Origin of the sequence: Variovorax xiamenensis (genome assembly GCF_050916385.1) — a bacterium.
Taxonomy (GTDB): Bacteria; Pseudomonadota; Gammaproteobacteria; order Burkholderiales; family Burkholderiaceae_C; genus Variovorax.
On the sequence record NZ_CP139038.1, the window covers coordinates 4,067,198 to 4,091,937 of the forward strand.

A 24,740-nucleotide genomic window follows, 5' to 3' on the forward strand; every position below is an offset into this window, starting at 1 on the left:
CCTCCACTCCTGGACATTCATGGACCGTCTGCGCATCGACAAATGGCTCTGGGCCGCCCGCTTCTTCAAGACGCGCTCGCTGGCCGCGGAAGAAATCGGCAAGAACCGCGTGCAGGTGAACGGAGACATCGCGAAGCCCTCGCGCGAGGTCAAGGCAGGCGACACCGTCGCCATGCGCATGGGCCCACTGACGCGGACCGTGACGGTGCGCGGCCTCAGCGGCCAGCGCGGGCCGGCGCCGGTGGCGCAGCAGCTCTATGAAGAAACGGCCGAGAGCCTGGCGGCGCAGGCCGCGTTCAGGGAAATGCGCCGCGCCGGCATCGAGCCGGCCCTGGCCATCGAACAGGGCCGCCCCACCAAGCGCGACCGGCGCGAACTCGACGGCGCCGTGCGCCATCATGCCGAGTGGGACAACCGCTGGAGCGCATCGCTGCCCGCGGACGACGACGAGTCCTGATCGCTTACCCTGTGGGCTTCGTTGTTCTTCACCACGGAGTCCCGCTACATGGCCAGCTTCAAGAAATACCGCGTAGGCGGCAAGTTCAAGCTCTCCCACATCGACCCCGACGACACGCCCTTCTGCGAAGGCGATGAGAACGCGCAGCGCACCGAGCTCGATGCGCTGTCCGTCGAGCTCGACGAACTGCAGGACGTGCTGCACGCCGAAGGCCGGCGCAAGCTGCTGCTAGTGCTGCAGGGCATGGACACCAGCGGCAAGGACGGCACCGTGCGCTGGGTGTTCTCCCGCACCTCGCCGCTGGGCGTGCGCGTGACGGCCTTCAAGGCGCCTACCGTGGACGAGCGCGCGCGCGACTACCTCTGGCGCTGCCACGCCGTGGTGCCTCGCACCGGCGAGATCATGGTGTGGAACCGCAGCCACTACGAGGACGTGCTGGTGCCCGTGGTCGAAGGCTGGATCGACAAGGCCGAGGCGAAGCGCCGCTACGCGCAGATCAACGACTTCGAGCGGCTGCTCACCGAAACCGGCACGGTGGTCGTCAAGTGCATGCTGCACATCGACAAGAACGAGCAACGCGAACGCCTGCAGGCGCGCATCGACACGCCCGGCAAGCAATGGAAGTTCAGCATGGACGACCTCGAGGTGCGCACCAAGTGGAGCGCCTATCAGCAGGCGTATCAGAACGCGCTGGTCGCCACCTCGACCGACCACGCGCCTTGGCACGTGGTGCCTGCCAACAGCAAGCGGCACCGCAACGTGATGATTGCCCAGCTGCTGGTGAAGACGATGCGGCAGATGAAACTCAAGCCGCCGCCGCCGGATCCCGCCCTCAAGGGAATGATCGTCAAGTAGGCAGCAAAGCAGAACGGGCCCGCATCGCGGGCCCGTTCTTTGTCAGGTGCTCGAACTCAGGAGCGACGGATCGCCGCCTGCGCCAGCACGCGGCACTTGCCGAACTCGCAGCGCACCGCCCAGGTTCCGCCGTTGTCGCAAGGCACGTTGTAGGTTTCGTAGCCGGGGCCCTTGGCCGTGAGCTCGGCGCGCGGCTGCAGGTTGCAACGACCGGCCTTGGCCAGCGTTTCGACGTTGTAGGTGTCGACGCCCGTGCGGCGCGGCTTGACGATCACGCCCGGGTCGAAGGTGTTGCCGTAGAACGAGTCGCGCACGTTGGGGTCGAGGTTGCGGTAGCCGCGCTTGGCCATGCAATGCACGATGGCGATCTGCTGGTGCTCGGCGATCAGCTCCGAGCTGGGGCGGCCGTTCCAGTCGATGATCGCGGCGGTGATGCCGGTGTACGACGCAGCGGCCACAATGCCCTGGCCGTGCACGGTGATCAGGCCCAGGCCCAGCGCGCCCCACATGGCGTCGCCGGTTTCGCTGCGTGCCGTGATGCGGTTCGCGGCGGTGCGGCAGTCGGCCACGTCGTTGTCGTAGCGCACCTTGTCGACGCCTTCCATGGCGACCATCGGCACATAGGAAGTGCCCCTGCCCGTTCCGGGTTCGGTGGGGGTGGTCGGTGCGCTGGCACAACCGGCCAGGGCCACGGCAGCAAACGCAATGCTCAGCAGCAGCTTCATGCAATCCCTCGTCTTCTTCGCGATAGTTGCGCGGATTTAACCATACATATAGTTACTCCTGAATCGTCTTGTCGTGAATGCACGACGGCCGGGCCCATGGGAGCGGCATGCGACGATGCCGGGCGCAAGCCCCGCCACAAATGAAGATCCAGATTCCCGGCAAGCTCCTTTTCCCGCTCCTCACCGGCTGCGTGATGGCCATCCACCCTCTCTCGGCCACGGCCCAGGCTCCCGCCGACCTTGCCCGCAGGAACGCCTGCATGGCCTGCCACGGCCTGGTCCACAAGCAGGTGGGCCCGGGTTTCGCGCAGATCGCCGAACGCTACCGCGGCGACGGCGAAGCCGCGGCGCGGCTGGCCGGGAAGATCCGCAACGGCAGCGTGGGCGTCTGGGGCCGCGTGATCATGCCGCGGCAGACACAGGTTTCGGAGGCCGACGCGCAGGTGCTCGCGCAATGGATCCTGTCGCAACCCACACCGCGCTGAGGCCCATCCGGGGGCACGGGCTCGCCCGGCTGGTAACAAAGTGAGAAAATAGGTTACATAAACCTCCGCCCGACTTCGGCCGCGGCACTTTCCAGCATCCCTTGAACTACCGCCCCGCACCCTTCTTCGCCAACGTGGTGCTCGTTCTCTCGATCGCACTGCTGGGCATCATCGGCGCCTATCTGGTCGGGGCGACCGGCGTACGGCAGTCCGACGCGCTGCTGCACATGACGCACGCCGACTGGCAGGTCGACGAGGCTGCGGGCTTCAGCGCACCGCCGCCCCGGCAGGACAGCAGCGCCCTGCCCCCGACCTGGAAGAAGGTCGAACTGCCCCTGGCCCTGCCCATCGCGCTGCTGCGCCAGGCCGAGAGCGCTTCCACCACCACGACACGCACCACCTGGATCAGGCTGAGCACACGCGGCCTGCCTGCCAGTTCCGGCCCGCTGGCGCTGTACGGCGCCCGCATCAAGACCGACGGCACGATCGCGGTCTACGCCGACGGCCAGTTGGTCCATCGCGCGCAGCAGTCGGGGCCGCTGTGGAACAGCACCCGCACGCCGCTGTGGGTGCAGCTAGACGGCCACGGCGCCGCCGACGACAACGCCCCGCCCGCCGAGATCCTCCTGCGCCTGGAGCACACCGGCAGCGCGCAGGTGGCGCTGTCCTCGCTGTGGCTCGGCCCGGTCGACGCGCTCAGGGGCCGCCACGGCATGCGCCAGTGGCTGCAGCAGGAGCTGCCAGCGATGCTCGGTGCCGCGTTCATGGCGGTGGGCGTGTTCGCCCTCTTCGTGTGGTTCAGGCGGCGCGACGAAACCGGCTACCTGCTCTTCTTCAACCTCTCGGCCACCTCCTTCATGCGGGGGCTGCATTTCTACGTGAGCCTGCCGGTCCTCAACGACTGGTTCGCGTGGCTGACCGTCAACTCGCTCTTCTGGCTGGTGATGGTCGTGCACTTCTTCCTGCGCCAGCTGCACGGGAAGCAGCTCGTCTGGCTGACGCGCGGCGTGGTCGTGACGACGACGGCCATCGGCATCGTCACCATTCCCGGCCTCGCCATCGTGCAGAACACGCCACAGGTCACGCCGCTCATCTACGCGGTCGCCGCGATGATGGGCACCGCGGTGTGCCTGGTCGGCGGCGTCAGCGCATGGCGCCGCTCCACCGAGGGCCGGCTGGTGGCGGTCGGCATCGGCATCTGCGTGCTGCTCGGCGTCACCGACTGGCTGCTGCAGAACAACTTCATCAGCCCCGAAGGCTGGTACCTGGGCGCGTACACCAACGCCGTCACCTTCAGCGTGTTCGGCGTGCTGATGTACCGCCGCTACGTGCACGCCATCGGCGAAGTGGAAGAGCTCAACGCGAGCCTCGCGCATCGGCTGCAGGCGCGCGAGGCCGAACTCGAACTCAGCCACCGCCGGCTGCGCGAAGTCGAGCGCCTGCAGACCATCAGCGACGAGCGCCAGCGGCTGATGCAGGACATGCACGACGGGCTGGGCTCTTCGCTGATCAGCGCCATCCGCTCCGTCGAAGGCGGCGGCATGAGCGACGACAAGGTCTCGCAGATCCTCAAGAGCTGCCTGGACGACCTGAAGCTCACGCTCGATTCGCTGGAGCCCGTCGAGGCCGACCTGCTGCTGCTGCTCGCCACGCTGCGCTACCGGCTCGAACCGCGCCTCGAAGGCACGGGCGTTTCGCTGCGCTGGGAAGTGCAGGAGCTGCCCGCGCTGGAGTGGCTCGACCCGTCGAGCGCGCTGCACATCCTGCGCATCGTGCAGGAGAGCATCTCGAACATCCTGCGCCACACGCGCGCGACCGAGATCCGCGTCGGCACCTCGCTGGGCGACGGCGGCGTGCGCGTGACCATCGAAGACAACGGCCAAGGCTTCGACGTCGACAAGGCCATGACCGCATCCTCTGGCCGAGGCCTGCAGAACCAGCGGCGGCGCGCACGCTCGATCCACGGCACCGTCAGCTGGGAATCGCTGCCGACGGGGACGCGCTTCGTGCTGTGGCTGCCGATGCGGCGGCAGGCTCAGGCGGCCTGACGCCCGGGAGCGACTTCCGCTCGCGAGACGATCCCGCGCAGATCGGCCCCGGCATCCAGCGTACCCATTACGCCGGCATGCCGGCCGCCCAGGCGCGATTCGATGAAGCGCTGCGCAATCGCGCCGTCGCCGTGCCTCAGCATCTCGCTCGCCTGCAGCGCAAGCGCCATGCGCGTCACGATCGCGCGCGAGTTGCCTTCGTCGATCGCACCAGTGCCGAGATCGTCGCGCAGGCTCGCGATGAACTTCGCATGCGCCGCATTGCCGGCCGCCTGCGACACTGAAACCTCGTCCAGGAAGACCTCGAGCGAACCCTTCTCGCGCCCGAGCGCACGCACCACATCCATGCACATCATGTTCGTCGTGCCTTCCCAGATCGAGTTGAGCGGCGCCTCGCGATACAGCCGCGCGATGGGGTTCTCCATGATGAAACCGTTGCCGCCGTGCACCTGCAGCGCCTCGTACACGAAGTAGGTCGCGCGCTGGCAGTTCCAGTACTTGACCACCGGCGTCGCCACGCGCGCGAGAAGCCGTTCGCGTTCGTCCTTCGCCATGGCGTCGGTCGCGCGCGCCACGCGCATCGCCGAGAGCATGGCCGCTTCGCTTTCGAGCGCGAGGTCGGCGAGCACATTGGTTTGCATGGGCAGGTCGGCCATGCGTCGCCCGAAGCCGTCGCGCGTCGATGCGTGGCCGATCGCCAGCGTCAGCGCCTGGCGCATCAGGCCCGCGGAGCCGACGGCGAAGTCCAGCCGCGTCAGGTGCGCGTGCGAGAGGATCTCGCGGATGCCGCGCCCCTCCTCGCCGACCAGCATCGCCCGAGTCTTGTTGAACTCGACTTCGCTCGATGCGTTGGAACGGTTGCCGCACTTGTCCTTCAGGCGTTGCACCGCGACGCGGTTGGCGCCGCCGTCCGGCAGGAAGCGCGGCACGAAGAGACAGCTCACGCCGGACTTCGTCTGCGCCAGCGTGTAGAAGCCATCGGAGGTGGGCACCGAGAAGAACCACTTGTGGCCGGTAACGCTGTAGACCTGCGCGCCGTTCTCGGTTCCGACGAATGAGGCTGTGGTCTGCGTCTGGCGCAGGTCGGAGCCGCCCTGCTTCTCGGTCATGGCGTAGCCGATCACTGCGCCCGTCTTCTGCGAAAGCGGCAGGCGGCGCGGGTCGTACTTTCCGGAGAGCGTCTTCTCCCTCCAGAGCGCGAACTCGGGCCGTCCTTCGAAGCCGGCGCATGCGGCGTACGCCATGCCGGTGGGGCAGCCCGTGCCGTTCTCGACCTGGTTCCACAGATAGCTGAGCACGGCGCGAGCGAAATGGCCCGAGCTTTCGCCGGTGGTCCATGCAAGGCCGGGCACGCCATGCGCGAAGGCCAGGCTCATCAACTGGTGCCACGCAGGATGGAACTCGACCCAGTCGAGCCGGTTGCCGAAGCGGTCGTGCGTGCGCAGTTGCGGGTTGTGTTCGTTGGCAAGGCGCGCGAGGTCCTGCACCTGCTCGTCGCCCGCCAACGCGCCGACGGCCGTCGCATGCGGAATGCTCCACGGTGCATGGCGCTCCACCAGCTGCCGTAGCGCCACGTCGCCGCAGAATGCGTTGTGGCCGACGCATGGGTCGGCCTGGTTGAATACCTTGTGCGTTTCGACGCCATCGGCAAGCGAAAACTGAAACGCCAGTTCGGTGCTCTCGAGAGGCATGTTCATGAAGGTCTCCAGTGAGTGGCGGCCAGAGTGGGTGGCTGCGCCGCGGAGCATGGTGAATCATTCCTCGCCGTTCGTGAATCTGATCTTTCCCGGCCCGCCGAATGGCACAGCCTTTGCTTGATCGGGATATCGAGGCCGGAGGCTTTCCGCTTCCACCAAGATCGCGCTGTAATCACCGGAACAAGACGGCCTTGCTCACCATTCAGGTGCCATCGATCGGTCGGACGACGCTGGATGGATGTGTGGCAACCGCTGCTGATGCAAACGGAGGTTTTCGTTGGCCAAGCTGGACCCTCTGAACACTTCGCGCTACTGGCATGCGCCCGGACTGCCGGGCATGGACATGCTGCACGCGGACTTCACCACTCACGAATACGCGCCGCACGTGCACCACTCCTTCGTGATCGCGGTCACCGAGGTCGGTGGCGCGGAGTTCAAGAGCCGCGGGCGCACCGGTGCCGCGCACCAGCAGGCGCTGCTGGTCTTCAATCCGGCCGAGCCCCATTCGGGCCGCATGGGTGGCAGCCCGCGCTGGCGCTATCGCTCCTTCTACCTGGCCGATCCGGGCATCAGGCACCTGATGACGACACTGGGCATGGACCAGGCCCGCTACTTCGACTCGAACGTCTACTGCGACGAGGAACTCATCGCCAGCTTCCTCGAGCTTCACCGCGCCTTCGATGAAGACAGCGGGCAGTGCGATCCGCTGCGGCAGCAGGAGCTTTTCGTGCACAGCTTCGGAACGCTCTTCCAGAGGCATGCGCAGCAGGGCCATCGCGTGCTGCCGGTGCCCGCCGACACCAGCGTGCTCGCGCCGGTGCTGGAGCTGCTTCGCGATGCCTTCTCCGAGCGCCTGACGCTCGAGGCGATGGCCGCGGCGGCGGACCTGACGCCCTTCCAGCTGATCGGCCTCTTCAACCGCGCGATCGGCCTCACGCCCCACATGTACCTGACGCAGCTGCGGCTCAGGGCGGCCATCAGCCATCTCACCGCCGGGCGGCCGCTCATCGAGGCGGCTGTGGCGAGCGGCTTCTACGACCAGAGCGCCCTCACCCGGCATTTCAAGCGCACCTTCGGCATGACGCCGCTCCAGTACGTCCGCGCCCGGATCAACTGAAGCGCGCACGCTCCGGCACCCACCCGTTCTTTTGCGCCCGGCTCGCGCGGCATGCACCGCGCCGGAGCCGGTTTTCGCCTGCCCGCACCGTATTCGGAACTCCTTTTCGAATTCTTCCGAATCTCTTTTTGCGGCAATCCCGCGGTGCCGCAATTTTTACCAATACGACCTTCCGCACGCTGTCTATCGTGCAACCAAATGGCCTCGGCTATTGCAAAGTAATCAGTTGGTTTTCAATGGCGTTTAACACACAGGTGCCCCATGCAAAATGTTGATCGCGGTATTACTGGCTCTTCCCTCGCAGGCTCCGCAATCCTGCTCGAAATTGGTGCGGAGTACGGAGTCATCGAATTTCTCCAGAATTCGGAGGTCGTGGACGCCGCGGCGGCATCCCGGTCCTGCGGAATAAAGGAGTCGGTGATTTCCGCCTACCTCGACTCCCTGAGCAAGGCGGGAATCATCGAAGTGCTGAGCCCCACGGCTCCTGCCACCTACAAGGTCGGCAGCAATTTCGAGGAGCTGATCAACGAGGTTGGCTATCTCTCCTGGGCACTGCGCGCCTGCGCGCCCCTGATCAACAACGCGAAGGAGTTCTCGGAGCACAACGAGGAGGCGCAAGCCAAGTACCCGCGCAGCGGCGGACTGGTGGCGCGCACCTCGAAGTGGATGGGGGAAAAGTCCTTCTATCCCCAGCCGGAGAACGCCATCGTCGCGATGGCACCAAAGAAAATCGTGGATCTTGGATCGGGCTCCGGCGGCTTCCTGATCCGCATGCTGCGCAAGATCCCGGGCTCCACGGGCGTGGGCATCGACCTGAGCGCCTCGGCCACCGAGCAGGCCGTGCACGCGGCCGGCGAAGCCGGGATGAGCGACCGGCTCCAGTTCGTGACCGCCCCCATCCAGGTGCTCGTGGAAGACGCGTCGCTCATCAAGGACGCGGACATCATCCACGCGGGCTTCGTCATGCACGACCTTCTTCCGGCGGAAGAAGAAACGCTCGACGCATTGCTGCGCGCCTGCTGCGCCCATGCGATCAAGGGCACGCTGATCATCGTCGACGCAATTCCGGTCGCCCAGTCGAATTGGGAAAAGCCGTTCGCCGCCGCATTCAACCACCTGCACAACCATTTCATGTCCAGAAGGCTCCTGAGCGAGGAGGAATGGACCGAAAAGCTTTTCCGCGCCGGTTTTTCAAATGTCCGCATTGAAGTACTCGACCACCCTGGAGGGCGCATGTTGATGGCAAGCAAGTAAGCACACCACCCGTTTATCGAATTCTCCCGTTGGCATTTTTTTCAACCCACTGTGATTAGGAGCAAGAAATGAGCGTAACCATTTCCGATCTGGTTGATAGAGTCAAAACTCACCGGTGCTATTCCCACCCGATCTTCAGGAATTGGGCAAGGGTCGAACCGGAGCCGCCCGTCGTCGGCGCCCTGTTCCACCAGATCCAGAGCTTCTGCGCCTCGACGCGCCCTGGCTGGAGCTTTCCCGACGCGCTGAAGAAGCACGGCCTGCACAGGCAGAGCGAACTGCTCGAGGAGATCGTCGAAAGCGAATCGGGCCACGGCCCCGAACTCGCGACGATGGCCGGCTACATCGTCAACCAGTCGGCCGAGACGCCCGTGTTCGCGGACCTCTACAACCAGGAAAAGGTCGAGGCGAAGCTGAAGGCCTTCTCCGACCAGTTGCTCGGCTCCCTGCCCGGCTACGACATGGAGACCGGCCTGACCACGCAGGTGCGCAAGGCCATCGGCGTGTTCGACCACCGCAAGCTGACCGACATCGAGAACACCTACCGCAACCTCGGCACCACGCTGGCGCTGGAGATGATCTCCAACCAGCAGCTGATTCCCGGCGAGAAGTACTGCCTGGTCGACAGCGGCATCTACAACGCCGATCTCGAAGTGCCCGAAATGCACTACCTGCTGGAGCACTGGGGCGAAGTCGGCGCCGAGCAGCATCACGAGCAGAACGCGCGCACCGCGGTCGAGCTCGCGCTGAAGACGGAGTACGCCCACCTGGTCATCGAAGGCGCGGACGATTTCCTCGATTCGCTGACCGGCCTGTGGGACGTCCTGGACGCGGCGCTGCTGCAGTCGGGCGTCGCGACGCAGAAGAAGGTGGCCTACGTCTGACGGCGCGAGCGGTCGAGCCTCTTCGGGAACGCCAGATGGTCGCCTATCTGATCGGCCGGATGTCCATCGTGAATCCGGACCAGTACAACCAATACAAGCAACTCACGCCCGGCATCGTCGAGAAATTCGGCGGCAGGTTCCTGACGCGGGGAGGCGAGCGCATGCACCTGGAAGGCGCTCACGATGACAGGCGAGTGGTTCTTGTCGAGTTCAAGACCGCGGACGCGGCGAGGAAGTTCTACGAGTCGCCCGAATACACCCACGCAAGAGGGTTGCGAAAGGACGCCGCGGTCGACATGCAGCTCATGGTGATCGAAGGATTCGAAGAGCCTCTACGGCCCTAGCTTCTCGCCTTCGCCATGTCTGTGTTCCAGATGATTCACAACAAACAAACCGAACGATACGACCGATGGAGACCCGGTCGTATCAAACAGAACATGACGACAACCATCGCACTACCGGCTGCCTCGAAAAGCAGCTTCTTCTCATTCGTTGCGCTGCTGCTGGGCGCGGCGGCGTTGGCGCTGGGCGGCGTTTTCCTGCGCCACAGCGAACTGCCTCCGACCGCCAGCGCGGTCTACCGGGTCGCCTTGGCGATTCCGATCTTCTTCCTGCTCGACATGCTCGCGGCGAGGGCCGAGCCGGCGCCGGCAGGCGCACAGCAGGCCGCCCGGCAGCCCACGCCGGCGATTCCCGTCAAGCTCATCCTCGTGGGCTTCATCTTCTCGGGAAACCTCGCGCTCTACCACTGGTCGATGACGCTGACCACGCTGGCCAATTCCAACCTGCTGGCCAACCTCGCTCCCATCTTCGTGGTGCTCGGCTCCAGGATCTTTCTCGGCAAGAGGTTCAAGCGGGGCTTCCTGTTCGGCATGCTGTTCGCGCTGACCGGCGCCTTCATCCTCATTGGCCACAAGCTCGACTTCGGCTCGAGCTACATGGCGGGCAACCTGCTGGGGCTGCTGACGGCGGTGTTCTACGGCTCCTATCTCCTGGCCGTGAGCCTCGTGCGCTCCAACTATCGGACGATGACCGTCATGGCCTGGAGCAGCGTCGGCACGCTGATCGTCCTGCTGCCCATCACGCTGCTGCGCGGCGAGTCGCTGGTGCCGCACACGCTGCACGGCGTGCTCATGCTGGTGGCGCTGGCGGTGGTGTCGCACGTCGGCGGCCAAGGGCTCATCGCCTATGCGCTGGCCAAGCTGCCGGCCGCGATGTCGTCGATCACCCTGCTGATACAGCCCGTCATCGCAACGGTGTTCGGCGCCTACCTGTTCCACGAGTACCTGAGCGCCACCGAGTTCATCGGGGCCGTGATCATCCTGGCCGGCATCGTGACGGCCCGGCGTTTTTCCTGAGCAACCGCAACCGAGCAACCAAGCATTCCGCACAACCCGAGGAATTCATGTCCCAGTATCTTTGCCACATCGAACCCGAGCGCCTCCAGTTCGAGGCCGACGTCATCGCGCGCCGGCCGAATGCAGTTCTTCTCGACAAGTCCTACTTCTATCCGGGTGGCGGCGGGCAGCTGGCGGATCGCGGCACGCTGCAATGGAACGGCAGCGAACTCAGGATCGACCGGATCGAGATGGAAGGCCGCAACGCCTGGCACTACTTCGACGAGGCGGACATCGGCAAGGTGCCCGGCGACAAGGTCGTCGCCAGCATCGACCAGGACTTCCGCTCCATGATGTGCCAGCTGCACACGGGCCTGCACATCCTCAACGCGCTCGTCTACCAGCGCTTCGAAGGTTCGCTGGTCACCGGCGTGCAGATGGCCGCGGACGGCACCGCCCGCATCGACTTCGACCTGCCCACGGTCGACAACAACGAACTGCGCAAGCTCGAGCCCGAGCTCAACAGCCTGATCTCCGACGGGCTGCAGGTGAACGCCGTGTATCTCGATTCCGCCGCGCTCGCGCGCGAACCCGGCGTGCTGCGCAGCCGCTCGGTCGCGCCGCCGGCCCAGGACGACGGCACCACCCGCATCATCGAGATCGTGGGCCTCGACCGTCAGGCCTGCGGCGGCACCCACCTCTCGAAGACTTCGCAATCGGCGCCGCTGCGCATCATGAAGATCGAGAACAAGGGGCAGCACAACCGGCGAATCCGGATCGGGCTGGTCAAGTAGGCCGGCTCGACGCAAGAGAGGCAGGGAAACAAAGGGAGGCAACGCATGTCGGTCGAAGCGGCTCTTCCACGCCCGTTGCCCGAGGGCTTCCTGCCTCCCAACTGCACCTACGCGGAGCAGGACTGGCCGGTGCTGGCGCGGCAGTGGTTTCCGCTCGTGCGCGCGGACGATCCGCTTGCCAAGCCCAGGCAGGTCGTGCTGCTGAACCTGAGGCTGGCCGTCTACCGGATGCCCGACGGCATCCGCATAGGCCGCGACATGTGCCCGCACCGCGGGTTGCCGCTGAGCAGCGGGCGCATCGAAGGAGAAGAGCTCGTCTGCGCCTACCACGGACTGCGATTCGGGTCCGACGGGCAATGCCGGCTGGTGCCGGAAAAGCTCGCGCCGAAGACAGCCGATTGCTTCAGGATCACGGCGTTTCCGGCCATCGAGCGGCATGGTCTTATCTGGACTTGCCTGATACCTGAAGACGAAGCCTGGATGCCCACGGCTTCCTCTGAAGTTGAGGCGACTGCGTCGGAAGATTCCGCATCTGCCTTCAAACTTTCAATCGAATCCATCGAAGATTCCCAGAAAGAACTCGCTCTTAACGAGTTTCACAGGCTTCTCAACGAGATTGGCTTCGGCAGCACGCCGAACGCCCTTCTCTCCTCTGGCTCCTGATCTCTCGCCGCCAGAAATTTTCGCCAATATCACGGCGTATCTCCCTGTCATGCTTGACCTCAAAGCGAGGCCAACACATGACGCAATCATTTCGCCAAGCAAGCCCTGAAATCCTTCCGCTATGCGGCATGGAGCTCGACGTCCAGCAGATGGAGCTGTTGCTGTATCTACGTCGACTCCTGTTGTTCCTAGCCTGCTCGTGCAGGCATGGGCATGGATGCAGCGGCCCTGCGTAGCTCGAAGCCGGTCCGCGCCAGTTCAAACGAAATTCAAAAGAAGAACCAGATGACAGTCTTTTGCACCGAGTCTTTCGCGGACCACGAACAGGTCGTCTTCATATCCGACGACCGGGTCGGGCTCCGGGCCATCATCGCCATCCACAGCACGAGGCTCGGACCCGCGCTGGGCGGCTGCCGGATGTATCCCTACGCCGACGAGGCGTCCGCCCTGCGCGACGTGCTCCGGCTCTCGCGCGGCATGACCTTCAAGGCCGCGGCCGCGGGGCTGGGCCTTGGCGGCGGCAAGTCGGTGATCCTCGGCGATCCGCGCAAGAGCAAGACGCCCGACCTGCTGCGGGCCATGGGCGTGGCGGTCAACCGCCTCGGCGGCCGCTACATCACCGCCGAGGACGTGGGCACCACGGTCGACGACTTCGCCTGGGTGCGGCAGAGCACGCGGCATGTGGTCGGGCTGCCGGAGGCGCTGGGCGGCACGGGCGACCCGTCGCCGACCACGGCGCTGGGGGTCTATCATGGCATCGTGGCCAGCGTCGCGCACCGGCTGGGCCGCGACCTGCGCGGGCTGACGGTGGCCGTGCAGGGCCTCGGCAACGTCGGCTGGAACCTGTGCCGGCTGCTCGCCGATGCGGGAGCGCACCTCGTCGTGTGCGACGTCGATCCTGCACGCGCGGCCAGGGCGGCGGCCGAGTTCGACGCGCGCATCGTCGAGCCAGATGCGATCTACGCCGTGCAGGCCGATGTGTTCGCCCCCTGCGCGATGGGCGCCGTGGTGAACGACAAGACGCTGCCGCTGATGCGCTTTCGCGTGATCGCGGGCGGCGCGAACAACCAGCTCGCGCGCGACGAGCACGGCAGGCAGCTGCGCGACAGGGAGATCCTCTACGCGCCGGACTTCGTGATCAACGCGGGTGGCCTGATCCGCGTGGCGTCGGAGCACGAGGGCTTCAACGCTGCGAAGGTGGATTCGCAGGTGGAAGGCATCGGCGCCACGCTGCGCCGCGTGTTCGAGCTCGCCGACAGCGCCGGCACGACGACGCAGTCGGCCGCGATGCGGCTCGTGCAGGAGCGGCTGGGCGGTAACTGCAGCAGCAACAGCAAATCCGGCAACGCCGGCAACACCAACGAGAGCCCGCTGGCCGAGCGCGTCGCATGACTACCATCGAAATCCTGCGGGCCCTGGTGACATTCGACACGACCTCGCACCGCTCCAACCTCGACCTGATCCACTGGATCGCCAACTACCTCGCGGGGCACGGCACCAAGGTGCAGCTCGTGCACAGCGAGGACAAGCGCAAGGCCAACCTGCTCGCCAGCATCGGCCCCGACACCGCCGGCGGCATGGTGCTCTCGGGGCACAGCGACGTCGTTCCCGTGACCGACCAGAACTGGAGCGCGAGCCCCTTCACGCTGGTCGAGCGCAACGGCCGTCTCCACGGACGCGGCGCGGCGGACATGAAGGGCTTCATTGCCGCCTGCCTGTCGGCCGTGCCCGCATGGCGGCGGCAGGCGCTGCGCCGCCCGATCCACCTGGCCTTTTCCTACGACGAGGAAATCGGCTGCCTCGGCGTTCCGCAGCTCGTGGAGCACCTGAAGACGCAGGTGGAGGCGCCAGCGCTGGCCATCGTCGGCGAGCCGACCGAGATGCGCATCGGCGTTCGGCATCGCGGCTTCTTCGGGCACCGCGCGCTCTTCACCGGTCTGCCCGCGCATTCGAGCGATCCGTCGCTGGGCGCCAGCGCGATCGAGCCTGCGGCCTACCTCGTCACGCGGCTGGCCGGGCTGCGGCGCAACCTCGCCGGAAAAGGCGGCGAGGCCACCATCAACATCGGCCAGATCAACGGCGGCACCGCGATCAACATCGTGCCGGGCTGCTGCGAGGTGCTGTGGGAGTTCCGTCCGCAGGACGAAGCCACGGCCCAGCTCGTGCACGACACGGTGCGCGATGCGCTGGCCGACCTCCCCGCTGGCGTCACGGTCGAAGCCAGCCAGGTTGCCGGCGTGCCGGCGCTCTCGGCACGCGACAACGACGCGGCCGTTTCGGTGGCGCGCGAACTCGGCGCGCTCTGGCCCGAGGCCGAGCTGCCCTTCGGCACCGAGGCGGGCTTCTTCCAGCAGGTCGGCATCTCGACGGTGGTGTGCGGCCCCGGTTCCATCGCGCAGGCGCACCAGCCCGACGAGTGGATCGCCGCATCCCAGCTGCAGGCGGCCGACCGCTTCATGCAATCGGCCGGCGCATGGGCGCTTTCGAAGACAGCCATCCGTTCAACGACTCCAACTCTCAGGACAGCATGAAAAACCTTGACGCTGCCGCGCTGGCGGACGCCACGAGCAACTTCACTCCCCTTTCCTCTGGTCACGAGGCTCCGGCGCATGGCGCACGGACGAAAGACGCCACGCGCCGGACGATCCTTGCAGCCGTCATCGGCAACACGCTGGAGTGGTTCGACTTCGCGGTCTACGGCTTCTTCGCGCTCACGATCTCGCGGCTCTTCTTTCCCACGGGCGACGAGACTTCGTCGCTGCTGCTGACGGTGGCGACGTTCGGCGTGGGCTTCGTGATGCGGCCTGTCGGCGCGGTGGTCCTGGGCGCGCTCGGCGACTCGCGCGGACGGAAGGCCGCGCTGTCCACCACGATCCTGCTGATGGCGCTGGGCACGGCCATGATCGGCTTCGCGCCGACTTATGCCGACGCGGGCCTCTGGGCGCCCGCCTGGATCGTGCTGGCGCGGCTCATCCAGGGCTTTTCCGCCGGCGGCGAGGTCGGCGGCGCGACGGCATTCCTGGTCGAGCACGCGCCCAAGGGCCGAAGGGGCTACTTCGCGAGCTGGCAGCAGGCGAGCCAGGCCGGCGCCCTGCTGCTGGGCTCGGTCTTCGGCGCGACGCTGACCGACGTGCTGACGCCGGAGCAGCTCGAGGCTTGGGGGTGGCGGGTGCCCTTCCTCTTCGGCCTGATCATCGGGCCGGTGGGCTGGTACATCCGTACCCGCACGCACGAATCCGAGAGCTTCGAGCAGGTCAGGGCCGCCAACAGGCAGTCGTCGCCCCTGAAGCAGGCGCTGGGCTCCTATCGCCGGGAAATCATCGCCGGCTTCGGCGTGACCATCGTGTGGACGGTCTGCACATATTTCTTCCTGGTCTACATGCCGACGTACGCGGTGCGCACGCTGAAGCTGCCGCAGAGCGTGTCGCTGTGGGCCAATGGCGCAGGGCTGATGGTGCTGGTGGTGCTGGCTCCCTTCTTCGGCGCGCTGTCGGACCGCATCGGGCGCAGGCCGCTGCTGATCGGCTTCGCCACCGCGATCCTGGTGCTGGCCTATCCGGCGCTCTGGCTGCTGACGGCCGCGCCCAATCCGTCGACCCTGACCATCGTGCTGCTTGTGTTCGCGGTACTGATCGCCGGCTTCACCGGCCCCGCGCCCGCGGCGATGGCGGAGCTCTATCCGCCACAGGTGAGGTCCACGGGCCTTTCCATTGCCTACAACTTCGCTGTCACGATCTTCGGAGGCTTCGCGCCCTTCATTGCAACGGCACTGATCGCGCGGACAGGGAATCCGCTCGCTCCCGCCTGGTATGTGGTGTTCGCCGCGGCGGCAAGCCTCGTCGCGCTGCTGGCGGCCGGCTCGGCCCTGCGCAACAGGGACTGACCGACGACAGCTCAGCCGCCCGTATCTCGAGAAAAAAGAAACGACCGCATGCCAGATTTGAAAGACACCCTGAACCTGCTGAAGACGCCGTTCCCGATGAAGGGCGACCTGCCCAGGCGCGAGCCTGCACTGGTCGAGCGCTGGGCGCGGCTGCGCATCTACGAGCGGATGCGCGCCGCCGCCGCCGGGCGCCCGCCTTTCATCCTGCACGACGGCCCGCCCTATGCGAACGGCGACATCCACATCGGGCATGCGGTGAACAAGGTGCTCAAGGACATGGTCTTCAAGAGCCGCTTCTTCGACGGCTTCGACTCGCAGTGGATTCCAGGCTGGGACTGCCACGGCATGCCCATCGAACACCGCATCGAGCAGATGAACGGCAGGGGCCTGCCGACCGAGCAGGTCCAGAAGCTATGCCGCGAATACGCCTTCTCGCAGACGCAGAGCCAGAAGAAGGATTTTTTGCGCCTGGGCCTGCTCGGCGACTGGGACAGGGCCTTTCGCACCATGGACTTCGAGACCGAGGCCAACGAGATCCGCTTTCTCGATCGCATCCGGCAACGCGGCCTGCTGTTTCGCGGCCAGAAGCCGGTGAACTGGTGCGTCGATTGCCAGTCGGCGCTGGCCGAGGCCGAGCTCGAATACGCGCCCAAGCGCTCGACGACGGCGTATGTGGGAATGCGGGCCATGGATGCGGCCGACCTGGTGTCGCGCTTCAAATGCCCACTGCCTGAAGGCAAGCAGGCCCGCATCGTGATCTGGACCACGACGCCGTGGACGCTGCCCGGCAATGCCGCCGTGGGCCTCGATCCCGAGGCCAGCTACGGCCTGTACGACACGCCAGACGGCCTGCTGGTGCTGGCGGCGGAGAGCGGCGCAAGGCTGCTCGGCGCCTTCGGGATCGCGCACGAGCTTCTCGCGGTCGCGCCCGGCAACGAACTCGTCGGCTCGATGCTGAAGCATCCACTGCAGGACATCGCGGTGCCCATGGTCGCCGCCGATTTCGTCTCGCTGGACACCGGCACCGGCCTTGTCCATCTGGCGCCGGCGCACGGCGCGGAAGACTTCGAGCTGTGCCGCGGCCTGGGTATCGGTGGCGACAACGTGATCGACGGTGCCGGGCGCTTCGTGCCCGGCCTGCCTGTGATCGGCGGCATGGCGCTGGAGGAAGGCAGCAAGGCGATCGTCGAGATGCTGAAGGCCGACGGCTCGCTGCTGCGGCAGGAGCGCATCGAGCATTCGTACCCTCACTGCTGGCGGCACAAGACGCCGATCCTGTTCCGCTCGACGACGCAATGGTTCATTGCCATGGACCATCCCGCGACGGGCGATGCGCGCACGCTGCGCGAGACCGCGCGAGAGGCGATCAGGGACGTGCCGTTCTACCCCGCCTCGGGCCGCTCGCGCATGGAGGCGATGATCGACGGCCGGCCCGACTGGTGCGTCTCGCGCCAGCGCGCGTGGGGCGTTCCGCTCGCCTTCTTCGTGAGGCGCAGCGACAACTCGCTGCACCCCGAGACCTCGCGCCTCATCGAGGAAGTGGCGCGGCGCGTGGAGCGCGAAGGAATTTCCGCCTGGACTCGATTGAGTCCCGCGGACCTGGGCGTGGATGAGTCGGAGTTCGAAAAGCTGTCCGATACCCTCGACGTGTGGTTCGACTCCGGCTCCATCCACGCGACCGTCTACAGGGATCCGCAGCGCCCCGACGCGCACGGCCATCCGGCGGACCTGTACCTCGAGGGCTCCGACCAGCACAGGGGCTGGTTCGGCTCTTCGCTCATGACGGGCTGCGCGGCGGACGGCCTTGCGCCGTTCAAGGCCGTGCTGACGCATGGCTTCGCCGTCGACGGAAACGGCAAGAAGATGAGCAAGTCGCTGGGCAACACCGTCAGCCCGCAGGAGGTGGCCGGCACGCGGGGCGCGGAGATCATCCGGCTGTGGATCGCGAGCACCGACTATTCGACGGACATCTCGGTCTCGGAAGAAATCCTGGACCGCGTCGTCGAGATGTACCGGCGCATCCGCAACACGATCCGCTTTCTGCTGCTGAACGTGTCGGACTTCGATGCAAAAGCCGATTCGGTGCCCGAACGCGATCTGGCGAGCGTCGACCGCTATGCGCTGGTGCGCTGCCGCGAACTGGCGGAGCACTGCCGCAAGGGCTACAGCGAGTACGACTTCGTCTCTGTGACGCGCCTCCTTCACGGCTATTGCGCGGAGGAGCTCGGGGGCTTCTATCTCGACGTGCTGAAAGACCGGCTGTATGCGAGCGCGCGGGACAGCCGCGAAAGACGGTCCGCGCAGACCGCGCTGCACGCTGTTCTCAGGAACCTCCTGCTGCTTGCGGCACCGATCCTCAGTTTCACCGCGGAGGAAGCGTGGATGGTGCTGTTCGACGCGGAGGACGACAGCGTATTCCTCCACACCTGGGACGAAGCAGCACCACCCGACGCGGACGACGACCCGGACGTCGCCGAGTTCTGGCGGCACGTGAGGCAGTTGCGTCCGAGCGTGATGAAGGCGATCGAGGATCTGCGCTCGTCGGGAAGCATCGGCCGCTCCGGCGAGGCGAACCTCGTGATCGAGGCGCCCGTGGAAGTCGTCGAATCGCTCGCGCTGCTGGGCTCGGAGCTGGCTTCGATCTTCATGGTCGCCGACGTGGTCCTGAGGGTGGGCGACAAGGTCGACGTCAGGGTCAGGCAGACCTCGTTCCTGCGTTGCAGGAGGTGCTGGCGGCACGATGCCACCGTAGCGGACGAAGACGGCGAGCAGGGAATGCTCTGCGAGCGGTGCCGGACTGTGCTGGCGGGGTTTCCGGAGCTGTACGGCGCCTGAGAGAGCCGCGTGCAGGTCGGGCCTGAAAAGAAAAAACCCCTGTAGCTTGGTAGCTACAGGGGTTGCATCTTGGCGGAACCGGAGGGATTCGAACCCTCGATGAGGCTCTACACCCCATACTCCCTTAGCAGGGGAGCACCTTCGGCCACTCGGTCACAGTTCCTGAAAGAAGCCGAGATTATGCCACTACTTATGCGCCCGGCTGATCCAGATCGAAGGCTTTGTGCAGTGCGCGCACTGCCAATTCCATATATTTTTCGTCGATCACGACCGAAGTCTTGATTTCGCTGGTCGAGATCATCTGGATGTTGATGCCCTCTTCGCTCAGCACGCGGAACATCTTGCTCGCAACGCCCACGTGGCTGCGCATGCCGATGCCGACGATGCTGACCTTGCAGATCTTGGTGTCGCCGACCACTTCGGTCGCGCCCAGCGAAGGCATAACCTTCGACTGCAGCAGGTCGATCGTCTTCGCGTACTCGTTGCGGTGAACGGTGAAGCTGAAGTCGGTCTTTCCGTCCTTGCTGAGGTTCTGGATGATCACGTCGACTTCGATGTTGGCGTCGGCCACGGCACCGAGGATGTGATACGCGATGCCGGGCTTGTCGGGCACGCCGAGCACCGAGATCTTGGCTTCGTCGCGGTTGAATGCGATGCCGGATACGACGGCTTGTTCCATGTTTTCGTCTTCCTCGAAAGTGATCAGCGTGCCGGACTTGGCCTCTTCATTGATGTCGATGTCCCACGGCGTGAAGCTCGAGAGCACACGCAGCGGCACCTTGTACTTGCCGGCGAATTCCACCGAGCGGATCTGCAGCACCTTGGAGCCCAGGCTCGCCATTTCGAGCATTTCCTCGAAGCTCACGGTCGTCAGGCGGCGCGCATCGGGCTCGACGCGCGGGTCGGTCGTGTAGACACCGTCGACGTCGGTATAGATCAGGCATTCGTTCGCCTTCATCGCCGCGGCGATGGCCACGGCCGAAGTGTCGCTGCCGCCGCGGCCCAGCGTGGTGATGTTGCCGTCGTCGTCTACGCCCTGGAAGCCGGTGATGACCACCACCCTGCCGGCATTGAGGTCGGCCATCACGCGCTCGCTGTCGATGCTTTCGATGCGGGCCTTGGTGTAGGAGTTGTCGGTACGCACCGACACCTGCCAGCCCGCGTAGCTCACGGACTCGACGCCCTCGGCCTGCAGCGCGATGGCCAGCAGTGCCGACGATGCCTGCTCGCCGGTGGAGGCGAGCATGTCGAGTTCGCGGTTGTGGGCCACGCCGGGTTTGCTGGGCGCCAGTTCCTTGGCCAGGCCGAGCAGGCGGTTGGTCTCGCCGCTCATGGCGCTCGGAACCACGATCATCTGGTGGCCTGCGCGCGCCCACTTGGCGACACGCTTGGCGACATTCTTGATGCGCTCGGTCGAGCCCATCGACGTACCGCCGTATTTGTGAACGATCAATGCCATGGGTGAAATCAGAGAAAAGGAAAGGGCCGCTTGAGAGGCGGCGCCCTGCAAGCGGTCAGAGCGAAGTCTTCGGCGAGGGCGAAGCATTGTACCAATGCAGGAAATCGCCCTCCCGCTCGACGAAACCGGCGGCCACCTTGAGATGGATGCGGTGGCCGCGCGTGGTGCAGGCGCGGACCTGGTCGAGCAGCTGGTCGAGCTGCGCCGCACTGGGCGCGCAGCCGTGCGACTGCATCAGCCAGTGGCGCAGCACATTGGCCTGCCGGGCACGCGACAGCGTCTGCAGCGCGGCGATGCGCGGCGGATTGCCCACGCTTTCCAGGTCCTGCGCCGCCAGTTCATTGAGCAGCTGCTGCGCCTGCGCGGCATGGCCCACGCTGCGCGCAAAGGTGGAGCGGAACTGCGGAAAGGCCTGCTCCAGCGCGGGCATCAGCACCGAGCGGATCCGGTTGCGGGTGTAGCGCGCGTCCTCGTTGGTCGGGTCTTCGATCCATTGCAGATCGCGGCCGGCCAGCCATTCGCGAATCTCGGCGCCCGCCACCGCGAGCAGCGGGCGATGGATGTCGAGCCCGTTGCGCCGCGCATGCGCCGGCATTGCCGCCAGCCCCGGCAGCCCCGCGCCGCGCGACAGCGCCAGCAGCAGCGTTTCGACCTGGTCGTCGGCATGGTGCCCCAGCGCCACGGACCTGATGGCCGCCTCCGCCCCATCGGCACGCGCCATTTCGGCGAACGCCGCGTATCGCGCTCTGCGGGCCGCATCTTCAGGGCTCTCGCCAGACGCATGCCGCGCGTCGACGCGATGGACGACCAGCGGCACGCCCAGGCGCTCGCAGGTCGAACGGCAATGCTGCTCGAATCCGTCGGCTGCTGCCTGCAGCCCGTGATGCACATGGAAGGCGACCACCTGCCCCGGCCAGCGCGACGCGCAGGCAGCCAGCAAGGCGGTCGAATCGGCGCCGCCGCTGAACCCCACCGCCAGCGGCCAATGCGCCGGCTCGAACGCGGCAATGGCGCGTTCGAAAGCGGAGTTCATGACTGCGCCCGCGCGTTACCTGCCGCTGCTCTCGGCCTTGGTGTCGTTGAAGCGGCCGTAGCTCTGCAGGCGCTCGTAGCGGCGCTCCAGCAGTTCCCTCGGCTTCAGGTCGCTGACCTGGCGGAAGGCGTCGTTGAGAGCGCGCTTGAGGAACGCAGCCATCTGGCGATGGTCGCGGTGTGCGCCGCCGACGGGCTCGTTCACGATCTTGTCGACCAGGCCCAGCGCCTTCAGGCGGTGCGCGGTGATGCCAAGTGCATCTGCGGCTTCCTGGGCCTTCTCGCCAGTCTTCCAGAGGATGGAAGCGCAGCCTTCGGGGCTGATCACGGAGTAGATCGAGTACTGCAGCATCAGCAGCTGGTCGCCGACCGAAATGGCCAGCGCGCCGCCGGAGCCGCCCTCGCCGATGATGGTGACGATGATCGGCACCTCGAGCTGCGCCATCTCGAAGATGTTACGGCCGATGGCTTCCGACTGGCCGCGTTCCTCGGCATCGATGCCGGGATATGCGCCGGGAGTGTCGACGAAGGTGAAGACCGGCAGCTTGAACTTCTCGGCCGTCTTCATCAGGCGCAGCGCCTTGCGATAGCCCTCGGGCTTGCTCATGCCGAAGTTGCGCGCGGTGCGCTCCTTCGTGTCGCGGCCCTTCTGGTGGCCGATGACCATGCAAGGCACGCCGTTGAAGCGGGCGAGGCCGCCCACGATCGACAGGTCGTCCGAGAAATGGCGGTCGCCGTGCAGCTCGACGAAATCGGTGAAGATTTCGTTGACGTAGTCCAGCGTGTACGGGCGCTCCGGATGCCGCGCGATCTTGGTGATCTGCCAGGGCGTCAGGTCGCTGTAGATGTCCTTGGTGAGCTGCTGGCTCTTCTTGCCGAGCTGATCGATCTCTTCAGAAATGTCGACCGCGGATTCGGTCTGCACATAGCGCAATTCTTCGATCTTTGTTTCGAGCTCGGCAATCGGCTGCTCGAAGTCGAGGAAGGTTCGTTTCGCCAACGTCTTCTCCTGTTTATTTCAGTTTGCTGCCCGCAAGTCCGTCGCATCCATTCCAGGAACACCGCGGAACCGGCTTCGCCGGGCCGCAGGTGTTGCCCCCTTGAGGGGGTTGGCGAAGCGACACGAAGTGCGCGCAGCCTGGGGGTGTTGCTAATACGCGACTGGAGCGGGATCCAGCGATCGCCAAATATACCAAGTCGCCACGCTGCAATAAGGCGCCCAGGCCACGGCGACGTCACGGGCATCGCTGCGGCTGACCGGGTCGCCCGAAAAGTAGTTGACGCTGATGCCGTTGAGCAGCCCCAGGTCGTCTACCGGCAGCACGTTCGGACGCATCAGGTGGAAGATGAGGAACATCTCGGCCGTCCAGCGGCCGATGCCGCGGATGGCCACGAGCTCATCGATGATCTGCTCGTCGTCCATGTCCTTCCATGCATCGACGTGCACCAGGCCCGAGTCGAAATGCAGGGCCAGGTCGACGAGGTACTCGATCTTGCGCGCCGACAGCCCCGCCCCGCGCATGTCGTCGACCTTGAGCTTGAGCACGTTGGCCGGCGTCAGCTTGCGCGGCAGCGCGGCGAACTTGTCCCAGACCGACTGCGCGGCCTTCACGGAGATCTGCTGGCCGACCACGCTGCGCGCGAGCGTGGTGAACGCATCGCCGCGCGACTCGAGGCAGGCGTCCCCGAACTTCGGGATCAGCCGCTTCATCACGCGGTCCTTGCGCGAGAGATGCTTGCACGCCTCCTCCCAATAGTCCGGCGTATAGATCTTGACGCTGGACTTCCGGGGGGCGGGCATGGGGTTCGTCGTTCCGTTCACTGCGCAGCCGCCCAGGTCGTGCCCGTGGGCGAATCCTTGAGCACGATGCCCTGCTCGAGGAGTTCCTGGCGGATGCGGTCGGCTTCGGCGAAGTTCTTCGCGGCCTTGGCAGCAGCGCGAGCGTCGATCTTTGCCTGGATGGTGGCTTCGTCGAGCGTGCTGCCTGCCTGCAGGAAGGCCCGCGGGTCGCCTTGCAGAATGCCCAGCGAACCGGCCAGTGCCTTCAGCAAGCCGGCGGTTTCGGCGGACTTGGTGCGATTGACTTCGCCTGCAAGTTCGAACAGCACGGCAATGGCTTCGGGTGTGCCGAAGTCCTCGTCCATGGCGGCCTTGAAGCGCGCGGCATGAGGCTCCGCCCAGTCGATGGCCACCTCGGCCGGAGCGACCAGGTCTAGCGCGGTGTACAGGCGCTTCAGCGAATTGCGTGCGTCGTCGAGATGCGCGTCGCTGTAGTTGAGCGCGCTGCGGTAATGCGTGCGCACCAGGAAGAAGCGCAGGCTCTCGGCGTCGTACTTCTGCAGCACCTCGCGGATGGTGAAGAAATTGCCCAGGCTCTTGGACATCTTCTCGTTGTCCACGCGCACGAAGCCGTTGTGCACCCAGAAGCGCGACAGCGGCTTGCCGTTGGCGCCTTCGCTCTGGGCGATTTCGTTCTCGTGGTGCGGGAACTGCAGGTCGGCGCCGCCGCCGTGAATGTCGAAGGTCTCGCCCAGGGTGGCGCAGCTCATGGCCGAGCACTCGATGTGCCAGCCCGGACGGCCGGTGCCGTAGTCGCTTTCCCATTTGGCGTCGGCGGGCTCGGTCGGCTTGGCCGCCTTCCAGAGCACGAAGTCGAGCGGGTCCTGCTTGCCGTCGAGCACGGCAACCCGTTCGCCGGCATGCAGCTCGTCGAGCGACTTGCCCGACAGCTTGCCGTAGCCCGGGAACTTGCGCACCGCGTAGTTCACGTCGCCGTTCTCGGAGCGGTAGGCCAGGCCCTTCCGCTCGAGCTTCTCGATGATGCCGAGCATCTGCGGCACGTATTCGGTGGCGCGCGGCTCGATGGTGGGCGGCTCGATGCCGAGCGCGCCGATGTCCTCGTGCATGGCCGCGATCACTTCGTCGGTCAGCTCGCGGATGGTGATGCCGCGCTGCACCGAGCGGGCGATGATCTTGTCGTCGATGTCGGTGATGTTGCGCACATAGGTCACGGCGTAGTCGCTGGCACGCAGCCAGCGCTGCACCACGTCGAACGCCATCATCATGCGCGCATGGCCGATATGGCAGAAGTCGTAGACCGTCATGCCGCAAACGTACATGCGCACCTTTCCCGGTTGCAATGGGGAGAATTCCTCCAATTCACGCGACAGCGTGTTGTAGATGCGCAGACTCATGAGATTCGGAAAAACGCCAT

At 65.8% G+C, this 24,740-nt stretch carries 22 protein-coding genes and 1 tRNA gene; 15 read left to right on the forward strand and 8 right to left on the reverse strand.

Translation table 11 applies throughout. The features are described from left to right. Positions 1 to 19 precede the first annotated feature (19 nt). Together SFB74_RS18545 and SFB74_RS18550 are read left to right on the forward strand one after the other, a co-directional pair. Complete coding sequence (locus SFB74_RS18545; protein WP_432725697.1) at positions 20 to 457, forward strand: RNA-binding S4 domain-containing protein; 438 nt, start codon at positions 20 to 22, stop codon at positions 455 to 457. A gap of 48 nt (positions 458 to 505) precedes the next feature. Then, positions 506 to 1,312: a PPK2 family polyphosphate kinase gene (locus SFB74_RS18550; protein ID WP_432725698.1), complete on the forward strand. Its 807-nt coding sequence runs from the start codon at positions 506 to 508 to the stop codon at positions 1,310 to 1,312. A 56-nt stretch (positions 1,313 to 1,368) separates the two neighbouring features. Here the strand turns inward: SFB74_RS18550 and SFB74_RS18555 are convergent, their stop codons facing one another. Next, positions 1,369 to 2,037: a hypothetical protein gene (locus tag SFB74_RS18555; RefSeq protein WP_432725699.1), complete on the reverse strand. Its 669-nt coding sequence runs from the start codon at positions 2,035 to 2,037 to the stop codon at positions 1,369 to 1,371. Between the two features lie 140 nt (positions 2,038 to 2,177). Here SFB74_RS18555 and SFB74_RS18560 point away from each other — a divergent pair, with 140 nt between their 5' ends. After that, positions 2,178 to 2,522: a c-type cytochrome gene (locus SFB74_RS18560; RefSeq protein ID WP_432725700.1), complete on the forward strand. Its 345-nt coding sequence runs from the start codon at positions 2,178 to 2,180 to the stop codon at positions 2,520 to 2,522. A gap of 101 nt (positions 2,523 to 2,623) precedes the next feature. Further along, entirely contained in the window at positions 2,624 to 4,570 is a 1,947-nt protein-coding gene (locus SFB74_RS18565) for an ATP-binding protein (protein ID WP_432725701.1), read from the forward strand. Here SFB74_RS18565 and SFB74_RS18570 read toward each other — a convergent pair. Beyond that, the gene (locus tag SFB74_RS18570; RefSeq protein WP_432725703.1) at positions 4,558 to 6,267 is read right to left on the reverse strand and encodes an acyl-CoA dehydrogenase family protein; all 1,710 of its coding nucleotides are present in this window, start codon (positions 6,265 to 6,267) and stop codon (positions 4,558 to 4,560) included. The genes SFB74_RS18565 and SFB74_RS18570 overlap by 13 nt on opposite strands. A 277-nt stretch (positions 6,268 to 6,544) precedes the next feature. Here SFB74_RS18570 and SFB74_RS18575 point away from each other — a divergent pair, with 277 nt between their 5' ends. The 11 genes from SFB74_RS18575 to ileS all read left to right on the forward strand — a co-directional run bounded on the left by SFB74_RS18575 (position 6,545) and on the right by ileS (position 19,034). Beyond that, a complete protein-coding gene (locus tag SFB74_RS18575; protein ID WP_432725704.1) occupies positions 6,545 to 7,384 on the forward strand; it encodes a helix-turn-helix domain-containing protein in 840 nt (279 codons plus the stop codon). A gap of 261 nt (positions 7,385 to 7,645) precedes the next feature. After that, positions 7,646 to 8,638 (forward strand): class I SAM-dependent methyltransferase, encoded by a 993-nt coding sequence (locus tag SFB74_RS18580; protein ID WP_432725705.1) that lies wholly within the window; start codon positions 7,646 to 7,648, stop codon positions 8,636 to 8,638. Between the two features lie 68 nt (positions 8,639 to 8,706). Next, positions 8,707 to 9,522, forward strand: coding sequence for a hypothetical protein (locus tag SFB74_RS18585; protein ID WP_432725706.1), 816 nt, complete (start codon positions 8,707 to 8,709; stop codon positions 9,520 to 9,522). 35 nt (positions 9,523 to 9,557) lie between these two features. Continuing rightward, positions 9,558 to 9,866: a DUF1330 domain-containing protein gene (locus SFB74_RS18590; RefSeq protein ID WP_176666669.1), complete on the forward strand. Its 309-nt coding sequence runs from the start codon at positions 9,558 to 9,560 to the stop codon at positions 9,864 to 9,866. A 93-nt stretch (positions 9,867 to 9,959) separates the two neighbouring features. Continuing rightward, entirely contained in the window at positions 9,960 to 10,880 is a 921-nt protein-coding gene (locus SFB74_RS18595) for a DMT family transporter (RefSeq protein ID WP_432725707.1), read from the forward strand. Between the two features lie 47 nt (positions 10,881 to 10,927). Continuing rightward, positions 10,928 to 11,653, forward strand: a complete 726-nt coding sequence (locus SFB74_RS18600; RefSeq protein WP_432725708.1) for an alanyl-tRNA editing protein — start codon at positions 10,928 to 10,930, stop codon at positions 11,651 to 11,653. A 45-nt stretch (positions 11,654 to 11,698) separates the two neighbouring features. Further along, on the forward strand, positions 11,699 to 12,316 hold the full coding sequence (locus SFB74_RS18605) for a Rieske 2Fe-2S domain-containing protein (RefSeq protein WP_432725709.1): 618 nt from the start codon (positions 11,699 to 11,701) through the stop codon (positions 12,314 to 12,316). A 285-nt stretch (positions 12,317 to 12,601) separates the two neighbouring features. Next, complete coding sequence (locus tag SFB74_RS18610) at positions 12,602 to 13,708, forward strand: Leu/Phe/Val dehydrogenase (protein ID WP_432725711.1); 1,107 nt, start codon at positions 12,602 to 12,604, stop codon at positions 13,706 to 13,708. Then, positions 13,705 to 14,847 carry an acetylornithine deacetylase gene (gene argE / locus SFB74_RS18615; RefSeq protein ID WP_432725712.1) on the forward strand — a complete coding sequence of 381 codons (1,143 nt, stop codon included), beginning with the start codon at positions 13,705 to 13,707 and terminating at the stop codon, positions 14,845 to 14,847. Before SFB74_RS18610 ends, argE begins: the two co-directional genes overlap by 4 nt. Continuing rightward, entirely contained in the window at positions 14,844 to 16,199 is a 1,356-nt protein-coding gene (locus SFB74_RS18620) for an MFS transporter (protein ID WP_432725713.1), read from the forward strand. Before argE ends, SFB74_RS18620 begins: the two co-directional genes overlap by 4 nt. Positions 16,200 to 16,247: 48 nt before the next feature. After that, positions 16,248 to 19,034, forward strand: a complete 2,787-nt coding sequence (ileS, locus tag SFB74_RS18625) for an isoleucine--tRNA ligase (RefSeq protein WP_432725714.1) — start codon at positions 16,248 to 16,250, stop codon at positions 19,032 to 19,034. A gap of 70 nt (positions 19,035 to 19,104) precedes the next feature. Here ileS and SFB74_RS18630 read toward each other — a convergent pair. From SFB74_RS18630 to cysS, 6 genes are all read right to left on the reverse strand, one after another. Then, positions 19,105 to 19,197, reverse strand: a tRNA-Ser gene (locus SFB74_RS18630). Positions 19,198 to 19,224: 27 nt separating this feature from the next. Continuing rightward, a complete protein-coding gene (locus SFB74_RS18635) occupies positions 19,225 to 20,493 on the reverse strand; it encodes an aspartate kinase (RefSeq protein ID WP_432725715.1) in 1,269 nt (422 codons plus the stop codon). A gap of 55 nt (positions 20,494 to 20,548) precedes the next feature. Next, positions 20,549 to 21,526 (reverse strand): tRNA lysidine(34) synthetase TilS, encoded by a 978-nt coding sequence (gene tilS, locus SFB74_RS18640; RefSeq protein WP_432725716.1) that lies wholly within the window; start codon positions 21,524 to 21,526, stop codon positions 20,549 to 20,551. A gap of 15 nt (positions 21,527 to 21,541) precedes the next feature. Then, positions 21,542 to 22,525: an acetyl-CoA carboxylase carboxyltransferase subunit alpha gene (locus SFB74_RS18645; RefSeq protein WP_432725718.1), complete on the reverse strand. Its 984-nt coding sequence runs from the start codon at positions 22,523 to 22,525 to the stop codon at positions 21,542 to 21,544. A 150-nt stretch (positions 22,526 to 22,675) separates the two neighbouring features. Further along, the gene (locus tag SFB74_RS18650) at positions 22,676 to 23,326 is read right to left on the reverse strand and encodes a DNA-3-methyladenine glycosylase family protein (RefSeq protein ID WP_432725719.1); all 651 of its coding nucleotides are present in this window, start codon (positions 23,324 to 23,326) and stop codon (positions 22,676 to 22,678) included. A 17-nt stretch (positions 23,327 to 23,343) separates the two neighbouring features. After that, positions 23,344 to 24,720 carry a cysteine--tRNA ligase gene (cysS, locus tag SFB74_RS18655; RefSeq protein ID WP_432725720.1) on the reverse strand — a complete coding sequence of 459 codons (1,377 nt, stop codon included), beginning with the start codon at positions 24,718 to 24,720 and terminating at the stop codon, positions 23,344 to 23,346. Between the last annotated feature and the right edge of the window lie 20 nt (positions 24,721 to 24,740).